Origin of the sequence: Leclercia sp., from assembly GCF_036780805.1 — a bacterium.
Lineage (GTDB): Bacteria > Pseudomonadota > Gammaproteobacteria > Enterobacterales > Enterobacteriaceae > Enterobacter.
This window is the reverse complement of sequence record NZ_DAIQCE010000009.1, coordinates 46993-68055: the sequence shown is the minus strand read 5'-3', so window position 1 is coordinate 68055 and position 21063 is coordinate 46993. Positions and strand designations below refer to the sequence as shown.

The 21063-nt window shown below is 57.6% G+C and carries 20 protein-coding genes; 11 read left to right on the top strand and 9 right to left on the bottom strand.

Features of this window, described 5'->3' with window-relative positions; genetic code table 11:
* Nucleotides 1-32 precede the first annotated feature (32 nt).
* A complete protein-coding gene (gene ygiD / locus V7Q49_RS18035; protein ID WP_333854094.1) occupies nt 33-821 on the top strand; it encodes a 4,5-DOPA dioxygenase extradiol in 789 nt (262 codons plus the stop codon).
* Nucleotides 822-900: 79 nt separating this feature from the next.
* On the opposite strand, the gene V7Q49_RS18030 is transcribed toward ygiD, so the two are convergent.
* The 3 genes from V7Q49_RS18030 to tolC form a co-directional block, all read right to left on the bottom strand.
* Nucleotides 901-2061 (bottom strand): glutathionylspermidine synthase family protein, encoded by a 1161-nt coding sequence (locus tag V7Q49_RS18030; RefSeq protein WP_333854093.1) that lies wholly within the window; start codon nt 2059-2061, stop codon nt 901-903.
* 2 nt (nt 2062-2063) lie between these two features.
* Entirely contained in the window at nt 2064-2738 is a 675-nt protein-coding gene (locus V7Q49_RS18025; RefSeq protein ID WP_333854091.1) for a DUF1190 family protein, read from the bottom strand.
* 174 nt (nt 2739-2912) lie between these two features.
* The gene (gene tolC, locus V7Q49_RS18020) at nt 2913-4334 is read right to left on the bottom strand and encodes an outer membrane channel protein TolC (RefSeq protein WP_333854089.1); all 1422 of its coding nucleotides are present in this window, start codon (nt 4332-4334) and stop codon (nt 2913-2915) included.
* A gap of 203 nt (nt 4335-4537) precedes the next feature.
* On the opposite strand from tolC, the gene nudF reads away from it, so the two are divergent.
* From nudF to parE, 5 genes are read left to right on the top strand one after another with little or no spacing between them, the layout of a single operon-like run.
* Nucleotides 4538-5170, top strand: a complete 633-nt coding sequence (gene nudF / locus V7Q49_RS18015) for an ADP-ribose diphosphatase (RefSeq protein WP_333854087.1) — start codon at nt 4538-4540, stop codon at nt 5168-5170.
* On the top strand, nt 5167-5589 hold the full coding sequence (locus V7Q49_RS18010) for a DUF1249 family protein (protein ID WP_333854085.1): 423 nt from the start codon (nt 5167-5169) through the stop codon (nt 5587-5589). Before nudF ends, V7Q49_RS18010 begins: the two co-directional genes overlap by 4 nt.
* Before the next feature lie 27 nt (nt 5590-5616).
* On the top strand, nt 5617-6444 hold the full coding sequence (gene cpdA / locus V7Q49_RS18005) for a 3',5'-cyclic-AMP phosphodiesterase (protein ID WP_333854083.1): 828 nt from the start codon (nt 5617-5619) through the stop codon (nt 6442-6444).
* Nucleotides 6444-7025: an esterase YqiA gene (yqiA, locus tag V7Q49_RS18000; protein WP_333854082.1), complete on the top strand. Its 582-nt coding sequence runs from the start codon at nt 6444-6446 to the stop codon at nt 7023-7025. The genes cpdA and yqiA overlap by 1 nt, the downstream gene beginning before the upstream one ends.
* A 28-nt stretch (nt 7026-7053) precedes the next feature.
* Nucleotides 7054-8946 (top strand): DNA topoisomerase IV subunit B, encoded by a 1893-nt coding sequence (parE, locus tag V7Q49_RS17995; protein WP_333854080.1) that lies wholly within the window; start codon nt 7054-7056, stop codon nt 8944-8946.
* A 99-nt stretch (nt 8947-9045) separates the two neighbouring features.
* Here parE and V7Q49_RS17990 read toward each other — a convergent pair whose 3' ends face one another.
* Nucleotides 9046-9885 (bottom strand): helix-turn-helix transcriptional regulator, encoded by an 840-nt coding sequence (locus tag V7Q49_RS17990; RefSeq protein WP_333854078.1) that lies wholly within the window; start codon nt 9883-9885, stop codon nt 9046-9048.
* A gap of 166 nt (nt 9886-10051) precedes the next feature.
* On the opposite strand from V7Q49_RS17990, the gene V7Q49_RS17985 reads away from it, so the two are divergent.
* Genes V7Q49_RS17985 through V7Q49_RS17975 form a run of 3 tightly spaced genes read left to right on the top strand, consistent with a single transcriptional unit; the run spans nt 10052 to nt 14352 of the window.
* Nucleotides 10052-11860, top strand: a complete 1809-nt coding sequence (locus V7Q49_RS17985; protein ID WP_333854076.1) for a DUF2264 domain-containing protein — start codon at nt 10052-10054, stop codon at nt 11858-11860.
* 31 nt (nt 11861-11891) lie between these two features.
* Entirely contained in the window at nt 11892-13136 is a 1245-nt protein-coding gene (locus tag V7Q49_RS17980) for an oligosaccharide MFS transporter (RefSeq protein WP_333854074.1), read from the top strand.
* Nucleotides 13137-13164: 28 nt separating this feature from the next.
* Nucleotides 13165-14352: a glycoside hydrolase family 88 protein gene (locus V7Q49_RS17975; protein ID WP_333854072.1), complete on the top strand. Its 1188-nt coding sequence runs from the start codon at nt 13165-13167 to the stop codon at nt 14350-14352.
* Nucleotides 14353-14393: 41 nt separating this feature from the next.
* Here V7Q49_RS17975 and lysM read toward each other — a convergent pair whose 3' ends face one another.
* The 5 genes from lysM to qseB all read right to left on the bottom strand — a co-directional run bounded on the left by lysM (nt 14394) and on the right by qseB (nt 18053).
* Nucleotides 14394-14834, bottom strand: coding sequence for a peptidoglycan-binding protein LysM (lysM, locus tag V7Q49_RS17970; protein WP_032614158.1), 441 nt, complete (start codon nt 14832-14834; stop codon nt 14394-14396).
* Nucleotides 14835-15015: 181 nt separating this feature from the next.
* A complete protein-coding gene (locus tag V7Q49_RS17965) occupies nt 15016-15330 on the bottom strand; it encodes a putative quinol monooxygenase (protein WP_333854069.1) in 315 nt (104 codons plus the stop codon).
* 29 nt (nt 15331-15359) lie between these two features.
* Nucleotides 15360-15941 carry an NAD(P)H-dependent oxidoreductase gene (locus tag V7Q49_RS17960; protein ID WP_333854067.1) on the bottom strand — a complete coding sequence of 194 codons (582 nt, stop codon included), beginning with the start codon at nt 15939-15941 and terminating at the stop codon, nt 15360-15362.
* A 106-nt stretch (nt 15942-16047) separates the two neighbouring features.
* The gene (qseC, locus tag V7Q49_RS17955; RefSeq protein WP_333854065.1) at nt 16048-17397 is read right to left on the bottom strand and encodes a quorum sensing histidine kinase QseC; all 1350 of its coding nucleotides are present in this window, start codon (nt 17395-17397) and stop codon (nt 16048-16050) included.
* Complete coding sequence (qseB, locus tag V7Q49_RS17950; protein ID WP_333854063.1) at nt 17394-18053, bottom strand: quorum sensing response regulator transcription factor QseB; 660 nt, start codon at nt 18051-18053, stop codon at nt 17394-17396. The genes qseC and qseB overlap by 4 nt, the downstream gene beginning before the upstream one ends.
* Nucleotides 18054-18191: 138 nt before the next feature.
* On the opposite strand from qseB, the gene V7Q49_RS17945 reads away from it, so the two are divergent.
* Both V7Q49_RS17945 and parC read left to right on the top strand, forming a co-directional pair.
* Nucleotides 18192-18593 (top strand): YgiW/YdeI family stress tolerance OB fold protein, encoded by a 402-nt coding sequence (locus V7Q49_RS17945; protein WP_333854061.1) that lies wholly within the window; start codon nt 18192-18194, stop codon nt 18591-18593.
* 119 nt (nt 18594-18712) lie between these two features.
* A complete protein-coding gene (parC, locus tag V7Q49_RS17940) occupies nt 18713-20968 on the top strand; it encodes a DNA topoisomerase IV subunit A (protein WP_333854059.1) in 2256 nt (751 codons plus the stop codon).
* Nucleotides 20969-21063 lie beyond the last annotated feature (95 nt).

Sequence of the window (21063 nt, the reverse complement as noted above, 5' to 3'; positions counted from 1 at the left end):
ATCAAATCGACACCTTGTGTAAGGATATCATCATGACTTCTTCCCGTATGCCAGCGCTGTTTTTGGGTCACGGTAGCCCAATGAATGTGCTGGAAGATAACGTCTACACCCGCGCCTGGCGACATCTGGGCGAGACGTTGCCGCGTCCGAAGGCGATTGTGGTGGTCTCCGCACACTGGTTTACCCGTGGCACCGGCGTCACCGCGATGGAAACGCCGAAAACCATCCATGATTTTGGTGGGTTCCCGCAGGCGCTGTACGACACGCACTATCCAGCACCGGGATCCCCGGCACTGGCGCAGCAGCTGGTGGATCTGCTGGCACCGATCCCTGTCACCCTCGATAAAGAGGCGTGGGGCTTTGACCATGGCTCCTGGGGCGTGCTGATCAAGATGTACCCGGAAGCCGACATCCCGATGGTGCAGCTCAGCATCGACAGCACCAAACCGGCGGCCTGGCACTTAGAGGTGGGCCGTAAGCTGGCGTCTCTGCGTGATGAAGGCATTATGCTGGTAGCCAGTGGCAACGTGGTGCATAACCTGCGTACCGCCCGCTGGCACGGGGAAAATACGCCTTATCCGTGGGCGACGTCTTTCAATGATTACGTGAAAGCGAACCTTAACTGGCAAGGGCCGGCAGAAGAGCATCCGCTAGTGAATTATCTGGCGCACGACGGCGGCTCGCTCTCTAACCCGACGGCGGAACACTTCCTGCCGCTGCTCTATGTCCTGGGCGCATGGGACGGCCAGGAGCCAATTACTACGCCGGTGGACGGTATCGAGATGGGCAGCCTGAGTATGTTGTCGGTGCAGGTGGGGTAAAGCGCCCGGTGGCGCTACGCTTACCGGGCCTACGGGATTTGTAGGCCGGGTAAGGCGAAGCCGCCACCCGGCAATGCGGTTACTCCACAAAAATATGCGGATAGAAGCGGGACAGATCCTGGGTGATCAGCGCCCGATCCTCGCGAATACCGATCCCGGCTGGCTGATCGTTGATTAGCCAGCTGCCAATCAGCATATAGCTGTCGCCATACTTCGGTAGCTGACAGAACTGCTGGACGATCATTCCTTCTTCGCCATACGGGCCTTCTACCGCTTCCACGGTGTTACCGTTTTCGATAATCGACACGTTGGCTCCCTCGCGGGAGAAAATCGGCTTTTTGACGTACTTATCCATTTGTGGATAGTCATCTTCCGCGAAGTACGCCGGCAGCAGATTGGGATGGTCCGGGAACATCTCCCACAGCAACGGCAGCAGGGCTTTGTTGGAGATAATGCTCTTCCAGGCCGGTTCCAGCCAGCGCACGCCGGCATCTTCCAGCTTGGTGGAGAACACTTCGCGCAGCATGTATTCCCACGGATAGAGCTTGAACAGGTTGCTGATCACCTGATCCTGCGTGTCGGTGAACTGACCTTTTTCGCCAAGGCCAATATCTTCGATATAGAGGAATTCAGTGGCGACTTCTGCCTCGGCGGCACAATCCTGCAGATACTGCACCGTGCCGCGATCTTCGACCGTGTCACGACAGCAGGCAAAGTGCAGTAGATTGAAGCCATGCTGCTCGCGCAGCTCAGCGAAACGCTCGATCAGCTTTTCCTGCAGGCTGTTGAACTGGTCGCTGCCTTCCGGTAGATGACCGGCGTTCTGCTGATCTTCCAGCCAGATCCACTGGAAGAAGGCCGCTTCATACAGCGAGGTGGGCGTATCGGCGTTGTTCTCGAGCAGCTTCGGCTCGCCGGTGCCATCCCACGCCAGATCGAGGCGCGAATAGAGCGACGGCTGATGGGTCAGCCATGACTGACGCACAAAGCCCCAGGTGTGCTTCGGAATGCGGAATTTGGTCAGCAGCTCATCGCTGTTAATGACCTTCTCCACCACCTTCAGGCACATCTGATGCAGCTCTGCCGTTACCGCTTCCAGCTTCTCAACCTGGGCGAGGGTCAGCTTGTAATAGGCATCTTCACACCAGTACGGCTCGCCGTACATGGTGTGAAAGTTGAATCCGTATTCGGTGGCTTTTTCGCGCCAGTCCGGGCGCTCAACAATACTGACTCGTTCCATTATCAGCCGCCCATAGAGCGAGTTGAGGTGCCGGCCGCGCTGCGTTGCATGGTGTTCTGTTTGGCAACAGAATCACCAAAGCCGCCGCGGGTAACGGTATTAGTGGTGGCCGGTTTTGGCGCCATCGCGGTTTTAGGTACGTTCATGGTACGGCCTGGCTGGGCGGCACCGTAACCTTTGCCGCTGGCATCGGTGTACTGGCCATAAGCCGGGCTGGCCGGGTTCTTCGAGCTGAACAGGGGCTGCTGTTGATAGCCCGCACCGCCGCTCATCAGACGGCCCATCATGTAACCCGCCATCAACGGCATCCAGAAGCTTCCGCTGGATTGGGCCTGCGCCTGGTTTTCTGCTGGCGCGGTGCCTGCCTGAGCCGGGGTCGGTGCCTGCTGGCACTGGCCTTCACCGAACTCTGCCACGCAGTCTTCACGGCTGGCGTATTTCGGCGCGGTACGTTCCGCTTCCTTCAGGGCGTTGTTGTACGAGGTGGTACACTCCGCGCTTTTGCCGGTAGCGGCCGCACAGTCATCGGCGTTTTGATAGAGGGAAACCGTTTCGTCGGTTTTTTCACAGCCTGCCAGCATAAAAGCGGCGCTCAGCGCCAGGGCGACAGGGGTGAAATGACGCGCGTTCCAGCTTTTACGGAACGAGGCGTGATTAATAGATTTTGTCCGTTTCATCATTGTCTTCCAGGACCCAGTGGTAAAACACAGAAAATAACGCTCAGAATAGAGGATGAGTGGTGGAAATTGAAGCTATCGGAGTCAAAGAGGAGGATCTTTACGTTGGCTTACGTATTTTTGTCGGACTGGGGGGATTTACCCGGCCTGGTGGACCCAGGCCAGGTAGCAGCATCAGTTGCTGGTGGTGCGTGCAGTAGCAGGGGTCAAACCGTCAGCAGACGCGTCCTGCTGTGGGTTTTCCGGCGCGACGGCTTCAGGCGTGGTCGAGATCGGTTTACCTAATGAACCGTTGAGCGCAACCAGATCCTGCTCGTTCAACGTACCCAGCGCCTGCTTGATGTTCAGCTGGTTAATCAGGTAGTTATAACGGGCGTTGGAGAGCTGTTGTTTGGCGTTATACAGCGTGGTGGTCGCGTCCAGCACGTCGACAATGGTACGGGTACCCACCGCGTAACCGGCTTCTGACGCATCCAGTGAGCTCTGGGCAGAGACAACGGCCTGTTTGTAGGCGTTGATGCTGCTGACAGAGGCGTTCACGTTGTTGAAGGAGGAACGCACGGTCTGCACAACGCTGCGGTGCGCGCTTTCAAGCTGCTCGCTGGCACCGACAAAGTTGTACTGCGCCTGTTTGACCTGCGAGTTGACCTGGCCGCCCTGATAGATTGGCAGGGAGAAGTTCAGGCCGATTTTGTTCTGGCCAACGTCGCTGTCGTTGTACTGGGCACCACTGGTGCGGGAACCGCTGTAGCTGGTGTTAGAAATGCCGCTGGAGGCACTCAGGCTCAGGGTCGGCAGATGGCCATCCTGTGCCAGGCGGATCTGCTCGCGGGCCAGATCCTGGCTCAGACGGGCCTGCAACAGGTTAAGGTTACGGTTTTCAGCTTCTTTCAGCAGGGCATTCACCGCCTGCGGCTTTTCAGTTTTGAAGTGATCAACGTTTAACGATGCCAGTTGCGGGTAGTAATTACCGGTGACCTGACGCAGCTCTTCAACGGCGTTATCCAGATCGTTACGCGCGGTCACTTCGTTCGCCAGCACGCTGTCGTATTGTGAACGGGCGTTCTGTACGTCAGTGATGGCAACCAGACCCACGTTGAAACGCTGGGTGGTCTGATCGAGCTGGCGATAGATAGCTTGTTTCTGCGCTTCAATGTAGGAGAGCGTATCGATTGAGCTCAGCACTTTGAAGTAGGCGGTTGCGGTATTAAGGATCAGCGTCTGCTGGTCGGTCTGATAGGTGACATCCTGAATACCGGCAGATTTCTCCTGCAGGCTCAGGTTACGCCATTTGGACATATCAAACAGCGTCTGGGTTAACTGGAGCGAACCGCTGGTGACGTTGGAGTCGACGCCGTTAGCATCACGATAACCGTTGTTATAGGTATAATCGGCACCCAAACCCAGCTGTGGTAATAATGGGCTGCGTGCTTCATTAATTTTTTCAAAGGCAGCATCACGATCGGCAGCGGATTTACGCAGTTCCGGGTTGCTCAGACGTGCCTGCTTATAAACCTGTATCAGGTCTTCTGCCTGACTCAACGCGCTGAAACCCGTCAGGCTCAGGCCGATGAGGATGGGGAGCAATTTCTTCATTTGCTTTCCTTGTTGTGAAGCTTAGTTAGCGCTGATCTAATTAAAAAATATCTACCGATTCTAGCAGACTTCGCCACTGCAAAAGGTTGGCGTTCCGTGCCATGCGGCAGTAACTTGCACCAATTTACCATACTGTAGTAGAAACCGCAGTTTAGCAGAATTGAATTTCACCTTAACGCCACCATTTATACCAGGATGCAAACATGGATAAACCAGAAAAGTTGCCAGTGACTTTTACAAAAAACGATGTAGAAATTATTGCACGAGAAACGCTCTACAGCGGATTTTTTTCACTGGAATTATACCGTTTTCGCCATCGTTTGTTTAACGGTGAAATGAGTGGCGAAGTCAGGCGCGAAATTTTTGAGCGCGGGCATGCCGCAGTCTTGCTACCCTTTGACCCAGTGCGTGACGAAGTGGTACTGATAGAGCAGATTCGCATTGCCGCGCTGGATACCAGCGAAAGCCCATGGTTACTTGAGATGGTGGCCGGGATGATCGAAGAGGGCGAGACGCCGGAAGATGTCGCCCGCCGCGAGGCGATGGAAGAGGCCGGGCTGGACGTCGGTCGGACAAAACCGATCACCAGCTATCTGGCAAGCCCAGGGGGCACCAGCGAGCGCCTGTCAATTCTGGTTGGCGAAGTGGACGCCACGACCGCGCAAGGGATTCACGGTCTGGTTGATGAAAACGAAGATATTCGGGTTCATGTGGTAAGTCGGGAGCAGGCTTATCAATGGGTAAAAGAGGGGAAAATCGACAACGCGGCTTCTGTCATCGCTTTGCAATGGCTACAGCTGCATTATCAGGACTTACGAAACGAGTGGAAAAGATGAAGCGTTATACACCTGACTTCCCTGAAATGATGCGTCTGTGCGAGACCAATTTCGCACAATTACGCCGACTACTGCCGCGTAACGACGTGGCCGGTGAAACAGTGAGCTATCAGGTGAGCAACGCGCAGTATCGGTTAACTATTGTTGAATCAACCCGTTACACTACCCTGGTGGAGATTGAGCAAACCGCGCCGTCCATCAGCTACTGGAGCCTGCCGTCAATGACGGTGCGGCTCTACCATGACGCGACGGTCGCTGAAGTGTGTTCAAGCCAGCAGATCTTCCGCTTCAAAGCGCGGTATGATTACCCAAATAAAAAGTTGCATCAACGTGACGAAAAGCATCAAATTAACCAGTTTTTAGCCGACTGGCTAAAATATTGTTTAGCACATGGAGCAATGGCGATTCCGGTTTGTTAGCGTCGTAAACCTACCTAAGGACACCATTTGGAAAGCCTGTTGAACCTGACTGTTGCTGGTGGGGCGCCAGTCAGGGTATTACAAATTACTGATACTCACCTGTTTGCCAAAAAGCATGAAACCCTGTTGGGTGTTAATACCTGGGAGAGTTATCAGGCTGTTCTGGAAGCCATTCATGCCCAGAAGCGCGAATGCGATCTGATTGTCGCCACGGGCGATTTGGCGCAGGATCAAACCTCCGCGGCTTATCAGCATTTTGCTGAAGGTATCGCGAGCTTTAATGCGCCCTGCGTCTGGTTACCCGGTAATCACGATTTTCAACCTTCGATGTACAGCGCGCTTCAGGATGCGGGGATTTCGCCTGCGAAGCGGGTTCATTCAGGCGACAACTGGCAGATCCTGCTGCTCGACAGCCAGGTCTTCGGCGTGCCGCACGGCGAGCTGAGCGAGTTTCAGCTGGAGTGGCTCGAAGCAAAGCTGGCGGCCGATCCCGAGCGTCACACCCTGCTTTTATTGCATCATCATCCGCTGCCAGCAGGATGTAGCTGGCTCGATCAGCACAGCCTGCGCAACTCTGCAGATCTCGATCAGGTGCTGATGAAATTCCCACGGGTCAATAACCTACTTTGCGGCCATATTCACCAGGAACTCGATCTCGACTGGAACGGTCGTCGCCTGCTGGCTACGCCCTCCACCTGCGTGCAGTTCAAACCGCACTGTGCGAACTTCACCTTAGACACCATTGCCCCAGGCTGGCGCTGGCTGGATCTGCATCCCGACGGTCGGCTTACGACTGAAGTCTGCCGCCTGGAAGGCTCGCAGTTCCGCCCGGATACTGCGTCAGAAGGCTACTGATGTCTGCGCTCCTTTATTTGCACGGGTTCAACAGTTCCCCGCGTTCGGCAAAAGCGACGCTGTTTCGACAGTGGCTGGAGGTCAATCATCCCCACGTCGAGATGATCGTCCCGCAGCTGCCGCCTTACCCGGCCGACGCCGCCGAAATGCTGGAGGCGATTGTCATGGCCCACGGCGGCGAGCCCTTTGGCGTGGTGGGGTCATCTCTCGGTGGCTATTACGCCACCTGGCTGTCCCAGTGCTTTATGGTGCCTGCGGTGGTAGTCAACCCGGCGGTGCGGCCTTTTGAGCTGCTGGTGGGCTATCTGGGGCACAACGAGAACCCCTACACCGGACAGCAATATGTGCTAGAGTCACGCCATATTTACGACCTCAAAGTTATGCAGATTGACCCGCTGGAAGCGCCAGATCTTATCTGGCTGCTGCAACAGACGGGTGATGAAGTGCTGGATTACCGCCAGGCGGTGGCGTATTACGCCTCCTGCCGCCAGACTATAGAAGAGGGCGGTAATCATGCCTTCACGGGCTTTGAGGATCATTTCACCCAGATTGTCGACTTTCTTGGTCTGCACAGCCTCTGACAATCGCTGCGAATTGCTAGTTTAAATCATGACGCAAACCTATAACGCTGATGCCATTGAGGTACTCACCGGGCTTGAGCCGGTTCGCCGCCGTCCGGGGATGTACACCGATACCACGCGCCCAAACCATCTGGGCCAGGAAGTAATTGATAACAGCGTCGACGAAGCGCTGGCGGGTCATGCCAAACGCGTCGACGTCATTCTGCACGCCGACCAGTCGCTGGAAGTGATCGACGACGGTCGCGGCATGCCGGTGGATATTCATCCCGAAGAGGGTGTCCCGGCGGTTGAGCTGATCCTCTGTCGTCTGCACGCGGGCGGCAAATTCTCCAACAAAAATTACCAGTTCTCAGGCGGCCTGCACGGGGTAGGTATCTCCGTGGTCAACGCCCTGTCAAAACGGGTTGAAGTCACCGTGCGCCGCGACGGCCAGGTGTACAACATTGCCTTTGAGAACGGTGACAAAGTCCAGGATTTGAAGGTGATCGGCACCTGCGGCAAACGCAATACCGGCACCAGCGTCCACTTCTGGCCGGACGAGAGCTTCTTCGATAGCCCGCGTTTCTCGGTCTCGCGCTTAACGCATATTCTGAAAGCGAAAGCGGTCCTGTGTCCTGGGGTGGAAATCACCTTTAAAGACGAGGTCAACAACAGCGAGCAGCGCTGGTGCTACGAGGACGGTCTGAACGACTACCTGGGCGAAGCGGTCAACGGCCTGCCAACCCTGCCGGAAAAACCCTTTATCGGTAATTTTTCCGGGGATACGGAAGCGGTGGATTGGGCGCTGCTGTGGCTGCCGGAAGGCGGCGAGCTGCTGACCGAAAGCTACGTAAACCTGATCCCGACCATGCAGGGCGGGACGCACGTGAACGGTCTGCGCCAGGGGCTGCTGGACGCCATGCGCGAGTTCTGCGAATACCGCAATATCCTGCCGCGCGGCGTGAAGCTGTCGGCGGAAGATATCTGGGATCGCTGCGCCTACGTGCTGTCGGTCAAAATGCAGGATCCGCAGTTTGCCGGGCAGACCAAAGAGCGTCTCTCCTCGCGCCAGTGCGCGGCGTTCGTCTCCGGCGTGGTGAAAGATGCCTTCAGCCTGTGGCTGAACCAGAACGTACAGGCCGCAGAGATGCTGGCCGAAATGGCGATCTCCAGCGCCCAGCGTCGTCTGCGCGCCGCGAAAAAAGTGGTGCGTAAAAAGCTGACCAGCGGCCCCGCGCTGCCGGGCAAGCTGGCGGACTGCACCGCGCAGGATCTGAACCGCACCGAGCTGTTCCTGGTGGAAGGGGATTCGGCAGGCGGATCGGCCAAGCAGGCGCGCGATCGTGAATATCAGGCGATCATGCCGCTGAAGGGCAAGATCCTTAACACCTGGGAAGTCTCTTCCGATGAGGTGCTGGCGTCGCAGGAGGTGCATGACATCTCGGTGGCGATCGGTATCGATCCGGACAGCGACGATCTGAGCCAGCTGCGTTACGGCAAGATCTGCATCCTTGCGGATGCGGACTCCGACGGTCTGCACATCGCCACCCTGCTGTGCGCGCTGTTCGTGAAGCACTTCCGCACGCTGGTGAAAAACGGTCATGTCCACGTGGCGCTGCCGCCGCTGTACCGTATCGATCTTGGTAAAGAGGTCTATTACGCCCTGACCGAAGAAGAGAAAGCGGGCGTGCTGGAGCAGCTGAAACGCAAGAAGGGCAAACCAAACGTACAGCGCTTTAAAGGGCTGGGCGAGATGAACCCGCTGCAGCTGCGTGAAACCACGCTCGACCCCAATACCCGCCGTCTGGTGCAGCTCACCATCAGCGATGAAGACGAGCAGCAGACCAACGCGATGATGGATATGCTGCTGGCCAAGAAGCGCTCGGAAGACCGTCGCAACTGGCTGCAGGAGAAGGGCGACCTGGCGGATATCGAAGGTTGATGCATTGCCGGGCAGCAAGGTAAAAGCAAAAAGGCAACGTAAGTTGCCTTTTTTTATGTTTGCGCCCTCTCCCTGTGGGAGAGGGCTGGGGTGAGGGCATCAGGCCGCACTATGATTCTTCCGGTACTGCAAGGGCGTCTCTCCGATGCCCTTTTTAAATGCGCTAATAAAATACGTCACATCCGAAAACCCCACCCGCGCGGCGATCTCCCGCACGCTCGCCTCCGTGTGCAGCAAACTTTCGCAGGCCTTACGCAGGCGTAACGTATTCAGGTAATCGTGAATTTTCTCCCCCGTTTCGGCATGGAATTTCCGTGAGACGTAGCTGCGGGATTTCCCCAGCTCGTCTGCCAGCGCATCAAGGCTGAATTTTTGCTGGTAATGCTCATCCAGCCAGAACATCACCTGGCTGGCGATGCCCTGGCTGTTGCCGGGCTGGCCTTCGTCATCGTGCGGCAGCATGGCAAACAGCCCAATCAGCAGGCTGGCGACGCGCTCGCTGTTCATCGGCGGCGGGTAACAGCGGAACAGATGGTCGAGATGGCTGTGGCAGTGCGCCATATCCGCCACCCAGGCTTCGCCCCCGCGCTGCGACAGTTTCTGTAGTCGCTGCTGGGTCTGGGGAAAGTCGCGCAGCGCCTTCAGGACCGCATGCTGGTCGAGATGAATAATGGTGCGGCGGTAGTTCGCTTCGGCCTGCGGATCAACCATCACCTTATGCAGGGTAAAGGGCGGAAAGAAAAACAGTCGGCCCGGGCGCATGGTGTAGTGGCGATTATCGACAATCGCTATGCCAAACCCTTCTTCAACATAAAGAATTTCCAGACACTGGTGCCAGTGGTGGTAGCGCACGGTGTTGGCGAACAGGCGACTGAACGACACGATGGCGTCGTTCAGGGTAATCAGCTCAAGGCGTTCTGCCGTGGGTGTCTCGCGCATAGTGCAATAAAACTCAACTTTTCCCTTTTCCTGCCTCTTTATAAACCACCTTTTTAAATTTCCTCAACTGCGGGTTTATTCATCTCTCGCTCCTGTGACCCGGGTAACATTTCTGCCCCTCGCTGATTAACTATTCTTTGCCGCAGTTGATTACGAGGACGACCCTATGTGCGCGGCAAACAAAGAAAAATCAAATCCGTTGTCATCCCGCCAGGATCTGGTGGCGGCCCTCAATACCCTGCTGGAAGCGGTAGATACCCAGTTCCCGGCAGGCCGTTCCCGCTTTTCGCTGGGTGATACCAGCGCGCACTACGCTACGGATGTCGCGCAGATGGAGGGGCTGTCCCGGGTACTGTGGGGGTTGTTTCCGCTGATGGCCGCAGGCGACACCACGCCGTTCAGGGACAAATACATCGCCGCCATTAAGCAGGGCACCGACCCGCAGAGCGCGGGCTACTGGGGCGAGGCCGGGCCTTACGATCAGCGTCTGGTGGAGATGGCGGCCTACGGCCTCGGGCTGGCGCTGCTGCAGGAGAAGCTCACCGATCTGTTCAGCGAGCGCGAGCTGATGAACCTGCACGCCTGGCTAAACCAAATCACCGACGCGACGATGCCGGACAGCAACTGGAACTACTTCGCCATCATGGTGCAGCTCGGCTTTAAGCGTGCCGGGTTGCCATACGACCAGCAGGCCATCGATCGCCGCTTCGCGATGATGGACGCCTACTACCTGGGGGAGGGCTGGTACTCCGATGGTCCGGGTCGGCCAAAGGATTACTACATCTCGATGGCGTTTCACTTTTATGGCCTGATCTACGCCACCCTGAGCGGTGATGAAGCACGGGCAGAGGTGCTGCGCCAGCGTTCGCGTCTGTTTGCCGAAGACTTTATTTATATGTCGGCCGCCGACGGTGCTTCGGTACCCTTTGGCCGCAGCCTGACCTACCGCTTCGCGATGGTCGCCTTCTGGAGCGCGGTGGCCTTCTCCGGGCTGGAGGTGTTCACGCCGGGCATCGTGAAGGGGATCATCCTGCGTCATCTGCGCTGGTGGCAGCAGCAGCCGATAACCGATCGCGACGGGATCCTGACCCTCGGGTTTGCCTACCCGAATCTGGCGATGTGCGAGGACTATAACAGCCCCGGCTCGCCTTACTGGGCGCTAAAAACCTTGTTGATCCTGGCCCTGCCGGAGAGCCATCCGTTCTGGCAGGCCGACGAGCAGCCGCTGCCTGCGCTTGCCGAAAAGCGCGTCATCCCCCATGCCCAACAGATCCTGATCCATACCGACCATGTGACGATGCTCACCGCCGGTCAGCTGGAGCTGAACAACTACGTCAACACCGAGGCGAAATACACCAAATTTGCCTACTCCAGCCGCTTTGGTTTCACCATTGAGCGCGGGCGTTTTGGCCTCAAGCACGCGGCCTGCGATTCCATGCTGCTGCTGGCTGATGGCGATAACTACTTCCGCGGACGCCGCGAGTGCGAGGAGGTCCGTGTTAACGAAAATTATATTTTTTCGCGCTGGTCGCCGTGGCACGACGTCCAGATCGACAGCTGGCTGGTGCCCTTCGGCGAGTGGCATCTGCGTCTGCACCGCATCAACAGCGCCCGCACGCTGCAAACGGTCGAGGGCGGGTTTGCGGTGTTGAAAACCGAGCCGCAGCTTCTCGGTCGTGGCAGTTACCTGAGCGCAGATAACGGCAGCAGCGCCATTGTCGATCTCTCGCCTGCCATCACTCGTCAGCCCGACAGCGTGGTGACGCCGCCGAACAGCAGCATCATGTTTGCCGACTGCGCCGCCATTCCGGTGCTCGCCGCCGCCATCCCGCAGGGAGAGAGCTGGCTCTGCTGCGCGGTGACGGCGTCTGCACAGAATAAAAACAGGGCGGAAAGCCCACAACTGCATATCAACAATAACCAGGTCGTGATTCGTGCGCCTGGAAGCGAACGTCAGCTGTCGTTCATTTTATAAAGCCCTTACCCTGGATATCGGCGAGGATGGTATGAATAACAAAACTGAATATTACAAAATCAGCAGTTTTATCTTTCTCTATTTCTTTACCTGGTCGGCAAGTATTGGTCTGCTGGCGATCTGGCTCGGACAAAAAGCCAATCTCAGCGGGTCGGTGATCGGCACCGTATTTGCGGTGAACGGCGTCTTCTCCGTTATTCTCAAACCGATCTACGGCTATATTCTGGATAAGATCGGCATGAGCAAATACCTGCTCTATTTTGTGGTGGCGATGTCCGCCCTGATGGCGCCGTTCTATATTTATGTTTATCAGCCGCTGTTAATGTCCAATACCATGCTGGGGATTATTATCGGCGCGCTCTATTTAAGCTTCGCCTGGTATGCGGGCGTGGCGGCGTGCGAATCCTATTCCGACCGTTTCAGCCGCCTGAATGGTATGGAGTTCGGGCAGATCCGCATGTGGGGATCGCTCGGGTGGGCGGTGGCCTCCTCGTTCTCCGGCCTGCTGTTTAACCTCTCGCCGTCTTACAACTTTATTATGGGCAGCGTGGCATCGGTGATTATGCTGATCGTCCTGCTAAGCCTGAAAGTGAATACCCACTCGGCCCATGCCGGTGAGGTGCTGACCAAAGAGAAAATCGCCCCGGCGGATGTCTATGCCCTGTTGCGCAGCCGCAAGTTCTGGGCCTTCTGCCTGTACGTGGCGGGGGTGGCGTGGATGATGTTTATCGCCGAGCAGCAGTTCTCCCGCTATTTCGTCACCTTCTTCGATGATGTCCACCGGGGCAACGCGGTGTTTGGCTATCTGGGTACCGTGCAGTCGGGAATGGAGTTCGTCATGTATATGGTGATCCCGCTGTTTGTGAACTTTATTGGGGCCAAGCGGGGATTGTTAATCGTCGGCCTGGTTGTCGGGGCGCGACTGATTATTTCCGGGATGTGCGATTCGCACCTGTTAATTTCGGTCCTCAAGCCGCTGTACGGTCTGGAGATCTGCCTCCTGCTGGTGTCGGTATTTAAATATATCGCCGAGCATTTCGATAAACGCGTCAACGCCACCATGTACCTGCTGGGCTATCAGGCGATGCTCTACGTCGGCAATGTCGTGGTGTCGTCCCCGGCCGGGTATATGTATGACCGCATCGGCTTTGAGCAGACCTATATCATCATGGGCGCCACGGCGCTGACCTTTACCCTGATTTCTGCGTTTACCTTATCCGCCTGCCAGAGCAAATGGCGCGGGGCGAAAACGCTGAACGTTGCAGAACACCACTAATTTACGCCGTCAAAGAAGGAATCGAATTATGTTAAGTCATATCACCGAGGAACGTCTGGCCGATATTCCTGCGCCCGTCGACGAACGCGCTTTTAGCGATGAATTAAGCTCGGCGCGCAGCCACGTCCTCGATTTGATTAGCCGTCATTTAACGGCGTTCGGCGACAAATTCCCGGCAGAAACCTGCAAGGAGGGGTATTACCCGCTGACGGAGAACGTCGAGTGGACCACCAGCTTCTGGACCGGACAGCTGTGGCTGGCATGGGAGATGAGCGGTGACGACAAATTTCGCGCCATGGCTGAGAAACACACCCGCTCGTTTGGCCTGCGCATCGCCGGGCGCAGCGACACCAACACCCACGATCTCGGCTTCCTCTACACGCTCTCCTGCGTGGCAGACTGGCGGCTGACCGGCAGCCGTGAGGCGCGCGGCTTCTCGCTGCTGGCCGCCGAAGCGCTGCTGGAGCGCTTTCACGAGAAAGCGAAGATCATTCAGGCGTGGGGCGATCTGGCGGATCCTGAGCAGGCCGGGCGGATGATCATCGACTGCAACATGAACCTGCCGCTGCTCTACTGGGCGACCGAGCAGACCGGCGACCCGCGCTTTGCCGAGGCCGCAAAAGCCCACGTAATGCAGGCCGCGACTTATCTGATCCGCGAAGATGCGTCGACCTTCCACACCTACTATATGGACGTGGTCACCGGCGCGCCGCGCTACGGCAACACCCAGCAGGGCTATGCGGATGACTCCTGCTGGTCGCGCGGCCAGGCGTGGGGGATCTACGGCTTTCTGCTGAGCTACATCTATACCGGCGACGCGACGATGATCGCCCTGTCAAAACGGCTGGCGAACTACTTCCTCAACCGCCTGCCGGAAGATTACGTCTGTCACTGGGATCTGGCCCTGGTGGGCACCGACGCCCTGCGTGATTCGTCGTCGGCGGCGATTGCAGTGTGCGGCCTGCTGGAGCTGGTGAAGCACCTGCCGGTGACCGACCCGGATCGCGAGCGCTATCTGGCGTGGGCGAAAGGGATCATGTCCTCGCTGACGAAGCACTATCTGATGGGCAAAGAGGAGAAGGGCAACGGCCTGCTGAAGCACTCGGTTTATCACCTCGCCAGCAATAAAGGCGTGGATGAGTGTGCCAGCTGGGGGGACTACTTCTATGTGGAAGCGCTGGTGCGCTTTACCCAGAGCTGGAAGCTCTACTGGTAACAGAAAAGCCCGGTGGCGCTAAGCTTACCGGGCATGGATGGTCAGGCTTCAGGAATACGCAGCGTCTGGCCCGGATAAATTTTATCGGGGCTGGAGAGCATAGGGCGGTTGGCCTCAAAGATTTTGTTGTATTTCGACGCATCGCCATACACGGTTTTGGAGATGGCGCTCAGGGTGTCGCCCGATTTTACCGTGTAATAGGTGGCTTCATGCTGGGTGTCGGTGGCGGTGATGGTGTTTTCCACCTCGCTGACGCCCGCAATGTTACCCACCGCGACCTGGATTTTTTCTTTCTGCTCCTGAGTCAGCCCGTCACCCGTCACCACGGCCTTACCGTCGTTGACGTTAACCTGCACCTTGTCGGCGCCCGGGATGTTGAGCTTTTTAAGGTGTTCTGAGACTTTATCGCTTTGACCTTTGTGATCGGTCAGGTTGTCCCACAGCTTTTCACCTGCTTCTTTAACGAAGTTAAAAATTCCCATTCCTTCCTCCAGATAACAATGAAATCAGGAATAAGCATAGCAGGTGCGCTTTAAGGTGATAAAAAAAGCCCGGTAACGCTATGCGTACCGGGCTTCTGTTTTGCCCGTTGGCGCTACGCTTACCGGGCCTACAAAACCGTAGGCCGGGCAAACGCAGTGCCGCCCGGCGGTACCGCGGAGATTAAACCCCGTTTTCCAGAATACGGATGTGCGTTTCCAGAACATCTGCTTTCACCGCCTCGCTCCACGCTTTCATGTGCGGGGTTTGCAGGTGCGCTTCGAGGTGGGCTACGGTTTCCCACAGCTCAACCATCACAATGGAGTCCGGAGCGGTGGTCTGGAAGCTGACGCCTGCGGCGGTGTCCACCATCGGCGCATAGCCGTGGCAGCCTGCCTCTTCTAAAACGGTTGGGATAATTTTTGCGAACTGATCCAGCACCGCCTGACGGTGATGTTGCCCAGGACGGGTGCGAATTTCAGCAATAACGGTAAGCATGGTCATTTCTCCTGATAACATGCCATCAGTTAAGCAAAAATTTCCGCGAGATGCTTGCGATATTCTGCGATATAGCGTGGCACATCCGGCATTTTGATCACGTCGTTGGTAATAAAGGTTGGCAGGGCCTCCATTCCGAGGAACTGGTTGGCCTTGTGGAACGGCAGATAGACACCGTCAACGCCCACGCCGTGGAAGAACTGGTCTTCTTCGGTGAAGGCCTCCATTGGCGCGTTCCAGGTCAGGGAGAGCATGTACTTTTTCCCCTGAATCAGGCCGCCGGAGCCATATTTTTTAGACGAATCTGAACGGGTACGGCCGTCGCTGGCATACAGCGCGCCGTGACCTTCGGTAAAGACATCGTCCATGTACTTTTTCACGGTCCATGGCGCGCCCATCCACCAGCCAGGCATCTGCCAGATCACGACGTCAGCCCAGAGGAAGTTTTGCACTTCGGCCTGGATATCGTACTCGCCGTCGGTGCGCACGATTTTAACATCATGCCCGGCGTCGCGCAGGAAGCCGTCCGCGACCTCGGTCAGGGTGTCATTCAGTTGGCCATTGGAGTGGGCGAATTTTTTCGCGCCGTTGATAATCAGAATATTGCTCATTAAGTTGTCCTCAGAGTAGCGAGTCTGAGGGCCATTCTACGCGCGACAGCGGTGCGGTGAAATTAGCAAAATGTGCAAAGTCTTTTGCTAAAAAAGCAATAATCCCTTACCAGCCGATCCTGACCTCAAATCCGCCATCCTGCCCGTTGCCGAGCGTGACCCTCATCCGGTGCAGCGTGGCGATGCGCTTCACGATCGACAGGCCCAGGCCGCTGCCGGTCTGATCCTGGCCGGGCGGGCGATAAAAACGCTCCCCGATCCGCGTCAGGGCATCGGGGGAAATGCCCGGGCCGGTGTCGCGCACGGTAAAGCTGTGGGCATCGAGCGTCACTTCTACCCGGCTGCCGCGCGGGCTGTAGCGCACGGCGTTGTCGAGCAGGTTACGCACCAGCAGGCTCAGGAGTAATGGCTGCCCGGCGCGGGTGACCTGCGGGGCGTTAATGTTCAACCGAATGTCGATCCCGGCCTGCTGCGCCGGATGATAGATATCCATCACCGCCGACTGGAGCAGATCGGCCATGTTAAGGGATTCGACATCGTCGAGATTTTCCAGTGAATCCAGGCGCGACAGTGTCAGGAGTTGCTCAACCAGCCGCGAGGCCCGGTCGATCCCGGCGTGCAGTTGGGTCAGGGCTTTCGCCTGCGCCTGCGGGTCGTCCAGCGACAGCTGCGCTACCTCGGTCTGCACTTTAAGCGCGGTCAACGGGCTGCGCAGCTCATGGGCGGCATCCGAGGTAAAACGCCGCTCCCGGGCCATCATCTCCTGGGTGCGGGCGAAAAGCTGATTCAGGGCGTCGACCACGGGGCTAACCTCCACAGGCACGCCGTGCGTCGCCAGCCGGTCGGTGGCATCGGGTGAGCGGGCGCGCAGGGTTTGGGTCAGCTTTTTCAGCGGCCAGAGTTCACGGGTCAACAGGACGATCAGCAACAGCAGCATCACCGGCAGGGCCACCAGCCACGGCGTGAGCTGCGACCTGACCACCTCCAGCGCCATCTCCTGGCGGTACTCCCGCTCCTGGCCAACCACCACCCGGTACTTGCCGTCCGGTGCGGTGAGCCATAAGAAGCGCCATTCGTCGTTATCGTCGTTGAGCTGGCCGTTATCAAAGCCTTCCCGGCGATAGTGGTAGGGAATATCGCGGCCATTTTCACCGTCGTTGAGCACCATTTTGCCGTCGGGGGTGAAGATGGCGAAGGCCAGCGCATCGTCATCCAGATGCCCGTGTTTCGCTTTTTTCGGCACCTCGCGCATCCGCTGCGGGGCGCGGATCTCATCCTGGTCCATGGTCAGCAGCCGTTTAGCGAACAGCATCTGCTGGGTGTCGAACAGCTTATCGAGCTTCTCGCTGGTCTGGTGCCAGGCGACCAGGCTGGCGGCAAACCACGCCGTCAGCGACAGGACCAGGAACAGCAGCGTCAGGCGCAGCTTGAGGCTCAGGCGTTGGGTCAGTTTCATGCGTCACCCAGGGTGTAACCGATGCCGTGCACGGTGCGGATAAAATCGCTGCCAAGCTTGCGGCGCAGATGGTGAACGTGGACTTCGATGGCGTTGCTGGAGACATCGTCGTCCCAGGTATAGAGCTTCTCTTCAATCAGCTTGCGCGGCAGCACCCGGCCCGCGTTGCGCATCAACAGCTCCAGCAGGGCGAACTCTTTCGGCTTGAGCACCAGAGTTTCGCCGTTGAGGCTGGCCACCAGACGAGTCGGATCGAGCGTCACGCCGCCGTGGCGCAGCTCGCTGCGCGCCTGGCCGTGGCTGCGGCGCACCAGCGCCTCAAGGCGGGCGGCCACTTCGATCAGCGCAAAGGGTTTACAGAGATAATCGTCGGCACCGAGGCGTAACCCCTCGACGCGCTGGTTGAGCGCATCCCGCGCGGTGAGGATCAGCACCGGCTCGCTGCGGCCCTGTTCCCGCCAGTCGCGCAGGATCTGCAGCCCGTCGATGCCGGGCAACGTCAGGTCGAGCACCACGGCATCATAGGGGGCACTGTAGAGCGCGGCTCTGCCGGTGTCACCCTCGGTGAACCAGTCCACGCTGAAGCCCAGTTTCGTCAGCCCGGCCTTAATGCCGTCGCCAATCAGCTTGTCGTCTTCTACCAGTAAAATGCGCATGTTCCCTCCCTGTTGCGGCCAGTAAACCCTCTCTAACCTTCAGCTGTACAGTAAAAAAATTTAAATTTCCCGCTTAAGAAGTTGTTAAGGTTTACCCTGTTTAATGGATTGCGAAACGACATTAAAGGGAGAGTTAAGATGAAAAAATTCGCTGCTATTGCTGCCATCATGATGATCACCACTGCGCCGGTTTTTGCGGCGCAGGGCGGGTTTAACGGCCCGTCAGCGACGGCAACCCAGACGCAAACCCAGCAGGGCGGTTTTGTCGATAACGACGCCAACCTCACCACGGCGCAAAAGGTCAAGGATCAGAAGGACGACAGCTGGGTGAAACTGCGCGGGAACATCACCGAGCGCCTGTCCGACGACCGCTACACCTTCCGCGATGAGAGCGGTACGGTAGTGGTAGAGATTGACCACAAACGCTGGAACGGCGTGACTGTCACCCCGCAGGATAAGGTTGAGCTGCAGGGCAAAGTCGACAAAGAGTGGAACGATTTCGAAATCGACGTGAAACAGGTTATCAAGCTGAATAAATAACCCGGAAAGGGGCCGCAATGGCGGCCCTTTTTCTTTGTGACTCGACTCGCCAGATGAGGTAGTATCTGCGGCAATATTGCCTGAAACCAACTGGTTTCTGAGTTGAGGAATCCCATTTAATGAGCGATATGGCAGAGCGCCTCGCGCTACATGAATTCACGGAAAACGCCTACCTGAACTACTCCATGTACGTCATCATGGACAGGGCGTTGCCGTTTATCGGTGATGGGCTGAAACCCGTTCAGCGCCGCATCGTTTATGCGATGTCTGAGCTGGGTCTGAACGCCAGCGCCAAGTTTAAAAAATCCGCCCGTACCGTGGGTGACGTGCTGGGTAAATACCATCCGCACGGCGACAGCGCCTGCTATGAAGCCATGGTGCTGATGGCCCAACCGTTCTCTTACCGCTATCCACTGGTCGACGGCCAGGGGAACTGGGGTGCGCCGGACGATCCGAAGTCCTTCGCGGCGATGCGTTACACCGAATCCCGTCTCTCTAAATATGCCGAACTGCTGCTCAGCGAGCTGGGTCAGGGCACCGTGGAGTGGGTACCGAACTTCGACGGGACGATGCAGGAGCCAAAAATGCTGCCTGCGCGTCTGCCGAACATTCTGCTAAACGGCACCACCGGCATTGCCGTGGGGATGGCGACGGACATTCCGCCGCACAACCTGCGCGAAGTGGCGCAAGCGGCGATTACCCTGATTGAACAGCCGAAAACCTCGCTCGACGAGCTGCTGGATATCGTGCAGGGGCCGGACTACCCGACCGAAGCGGAGATCATCACCTCCCGCGCGGAAATCCGCAAAATCTACCAGAACGGTCGCGGCTCCGTGCGCATGCGTGCGGTGTGGACCAAAGAGGACGGTGCGGTGGTGATCACGGCGCTGCCGCACCAGGTCTCCGGCGCGAAAGTGCTGGAGCAGATCGCCGCCCAGATGCGCAATAAAAAGCTGCCGATGGTGGATGACCTGCGCGACGAATCCGACCACGAGAACCCGACCCGTCTGGTGATCGTGCCGCGTTCCAACCGCGTGGACATGGAGCCGGTGATGAATCACCTGTTCGCCACCACCGATCTGGAAAAAAGCTACCGTATTAACCTGAACATGATCGGGCTCGACGGCCGTCCGGCGGTGAAAAACCTGCTGGAGATCCTCACCGAGTGGCTGACCTTCCGCCGCGATACGGTGCGCCGTCGCCTGAACCATCGTCTGGAAAAAGTGCTTAAGCGCCTGCATATCCTCGAAGGTTTGCTGGTAGCGTTCCTGAATATCGACGAAGTGATCGAGATCATCCGTTCTGAGGATGAGCCGAAGCCGGCGCTGATGTCGCGTTTTGGCATCAGCGAAACCCAGGCGGAAGCGATCCTCGAGCTGAAGCTGCGCCATCTCGCCAAACTGGAAGAGATGAAGATCCGCGGCGAGCAGAACGCGCTGGAAAAAGAGCGCGATCAGCTGCAGGCGATCCTCGCCTCCGATCGCAAGATGAACAACCTGCTGAAGAAAGAGCTGCAGGCGGATGCCGAAGCCTTCGGTGACGACCGACGTTCTCCGCTGCACGAGCGCGAAGAGGCGAAAGCGATGAGCGAGCATGACATGCAGCCGTCCGAGCCGGTCACCATCGTTCTGTCGCAAAGCGGTTGGGTACGTAGCGCCAAGGGGCACGATATCGACGCTCCGGGCCTGAGTTACAAAGCGGGCGACAGCTTCAAAGCTGCCGTGAAAGGCAAAAGCAACCAGCCGGTGGCCTTTATTGACACCACCGGGCGCAGCTACGCTATCGATCCGATTACGCTGCCGTCGGCGCGCGGGCAGGGCGAGCCGCTGACCGGCAAGCTGACGCTGCCGCCGGGCGCAACGGTTGAGCATATGCTGATGGAAGGCGACGAGCAGAAGCTGCTGCTGGCCTCCGATGCGGGCTATGGTTTTATCTGTACCTTCAACGATCTGGTGTCGCGTAACCGCGCGGGCAAGGCGTTGATTAGCCTGCCGGATAACGCCCGCGTTCTGACGCCGCTGGTGATTGAGGACGAGAGCGACATGCTGCTGGCGATCTCCGCCGCGGGCCGGATGCTGATGTTCCCGCTCAGCGACCTGCCGCAGCTGTCGAAAGGCAAGGGCAACAAGATCATCAACATCTCGACGGCGGAAGCGGCCGCAGGCGAAGACAGCCTGGCGCATCTCTTCATTCTGCCGCCGCAGAGCACTCTGACCATCCACATGGGTAAACGCAAAATCAAACTGCGCCCGGAAGAGCTGCAGAAAGTGGTGGGCGAACGTGGACGCAGAGGGTCGTTGATGCGCGGCCTGCAACGCATTGACCGGGTGGAGATCGACTCTCCGAACCGCGGTAATGCGAGCGACGAAGCGTAATTGAGCCTCTCCCCCTCCGTTCAGGAGGGGGTCTCGCGAAAAATATCCGTTATAAAAACAAAGCAGTTACCCGTTGCAGTATAATCGTTAGCTGT

Coding starts and splice junctions, on each gene's coding strand:
- parE (WP_333854080.1), top strand. CDS start 7,054: ATGACGCAAACCTATAACGCTGATGCCATTGAGGTACTCACCGGGCTT.
- V7Q49_RS17975 (WP_333854072.1), top strand. CDS start 13,165: ATGTTAAGTCATATCACCGAGGAACGTCTGGCCGATATTCCTGCGCCC.
- qseB (WP_333854063.1), bottom strand. CDS start 18,053: ATGCGCATTTTACTGGTAGAAGACGACAAGCTGATTGGCGACGGCATT.
- tolC (WP_333854089.1), bottom strand. CDS start 4,334: ATGAAGAAATTGCTCCCCATCCTCATCGGCCTGAGCCTGACGGGTTTC.
- qseC (WP_333854065.1), bottom strand. CDS start 17,397: ATGAAACTGACCCAACGCCTGAGCCTCAAGCTGCGCCTGACGCTGCTG.
- nudF (WP_333854087.1), top strand. CDS start 4,538: ATGGATAAACCAGAAAAGTTGCCAGTGACTTTTACAAAAAACGATGTA.
- V7Q49_RS17945 (WP_333854061.1), top strand. CDS start 18,192: ATGAAAAAATTCGCTGCTATTGCTGCCATCATGATGATCACCACTGCG.
- V7Q49_RS17960 (WP_333854067.1), bottom strand. CDS start 15,941: ATGAGCAATATTCTGATTATCAACGGCGCGAAAAAATTCGCCCACTCC.
- V7Q49_RS17990 (WP_333854078.1), bottom strand. CDS start 9,885: ATGCGCGAGACACCCACGGCAGAACGCCTTGAGCTGATTACCCTGAAC.
- lysM (WP_032614158.1), bottom strand. CDS start 14,834: ATGGGAATTTTTAACTTCGTTAAAGAAGCAGGTGAAAAGCTGTGGGAC.
- parC (WP_333854059.1), top strand. CDS start 18,713: ATGAGCGATATGGCAGAGCGCCTCGCGCTACATGAATTCACGGAAAAC.
- V7Q49_RS18025 (WP_333854091.1), bottom strand. CDS start 2,738: ATGAAACGGACAAAATCTATTAATCACGCCTCGTTCCGTAAAAGCTGG.
- V7Q49_RS18010 (WP_333854085.1), top strand. CDS start 5,167: ATGAAGCGTTATACACCTGACTTCCCTGAAATGATGCGTCTGTGCGAG.
- V7Q49_RS18030 (WP_333854093.1), bottom strand. CDS start 2,061: ATGGAACGAGTCAGTATTGTTGAGCGCCCGGACTGGCGCGAAAAAGCC.
- yqiA (WP_333854082.1), top strand. CDS start 6,444: ATGTCTGCGCTCCTTTATTTGCACGGGTTCAACAGTTCCCCGCGTTCG.
- V7Q49_RS17985 (WP_333854076.1), top strand. CDS start 10,052: ATGTGCGCGGCAAACAAAGAAAAATCAAATCCGTTGTCATCCCGCCAG.
- V7Q49_RS17980 (WP_333854074.1), top strand. CDS start 11,892: ATGAATAACAAAACTGAATATTACAAAATCAGCAGTTTTATCTTTCTC.
- ygiD (WP_333854094.1), top strand. CDS start 33: ATGACTTCTTCCCGTATGCCAGCGCTGTTTTTGGGTCACGGTAGCCCA.
- V7Q49_RS17965 (WP_333854069.1), bottom strand. CDS start 15,330: ATGCTTACCGTTATTGCTGAAATTCGCACCCGTCCTGGGCAACATCAC.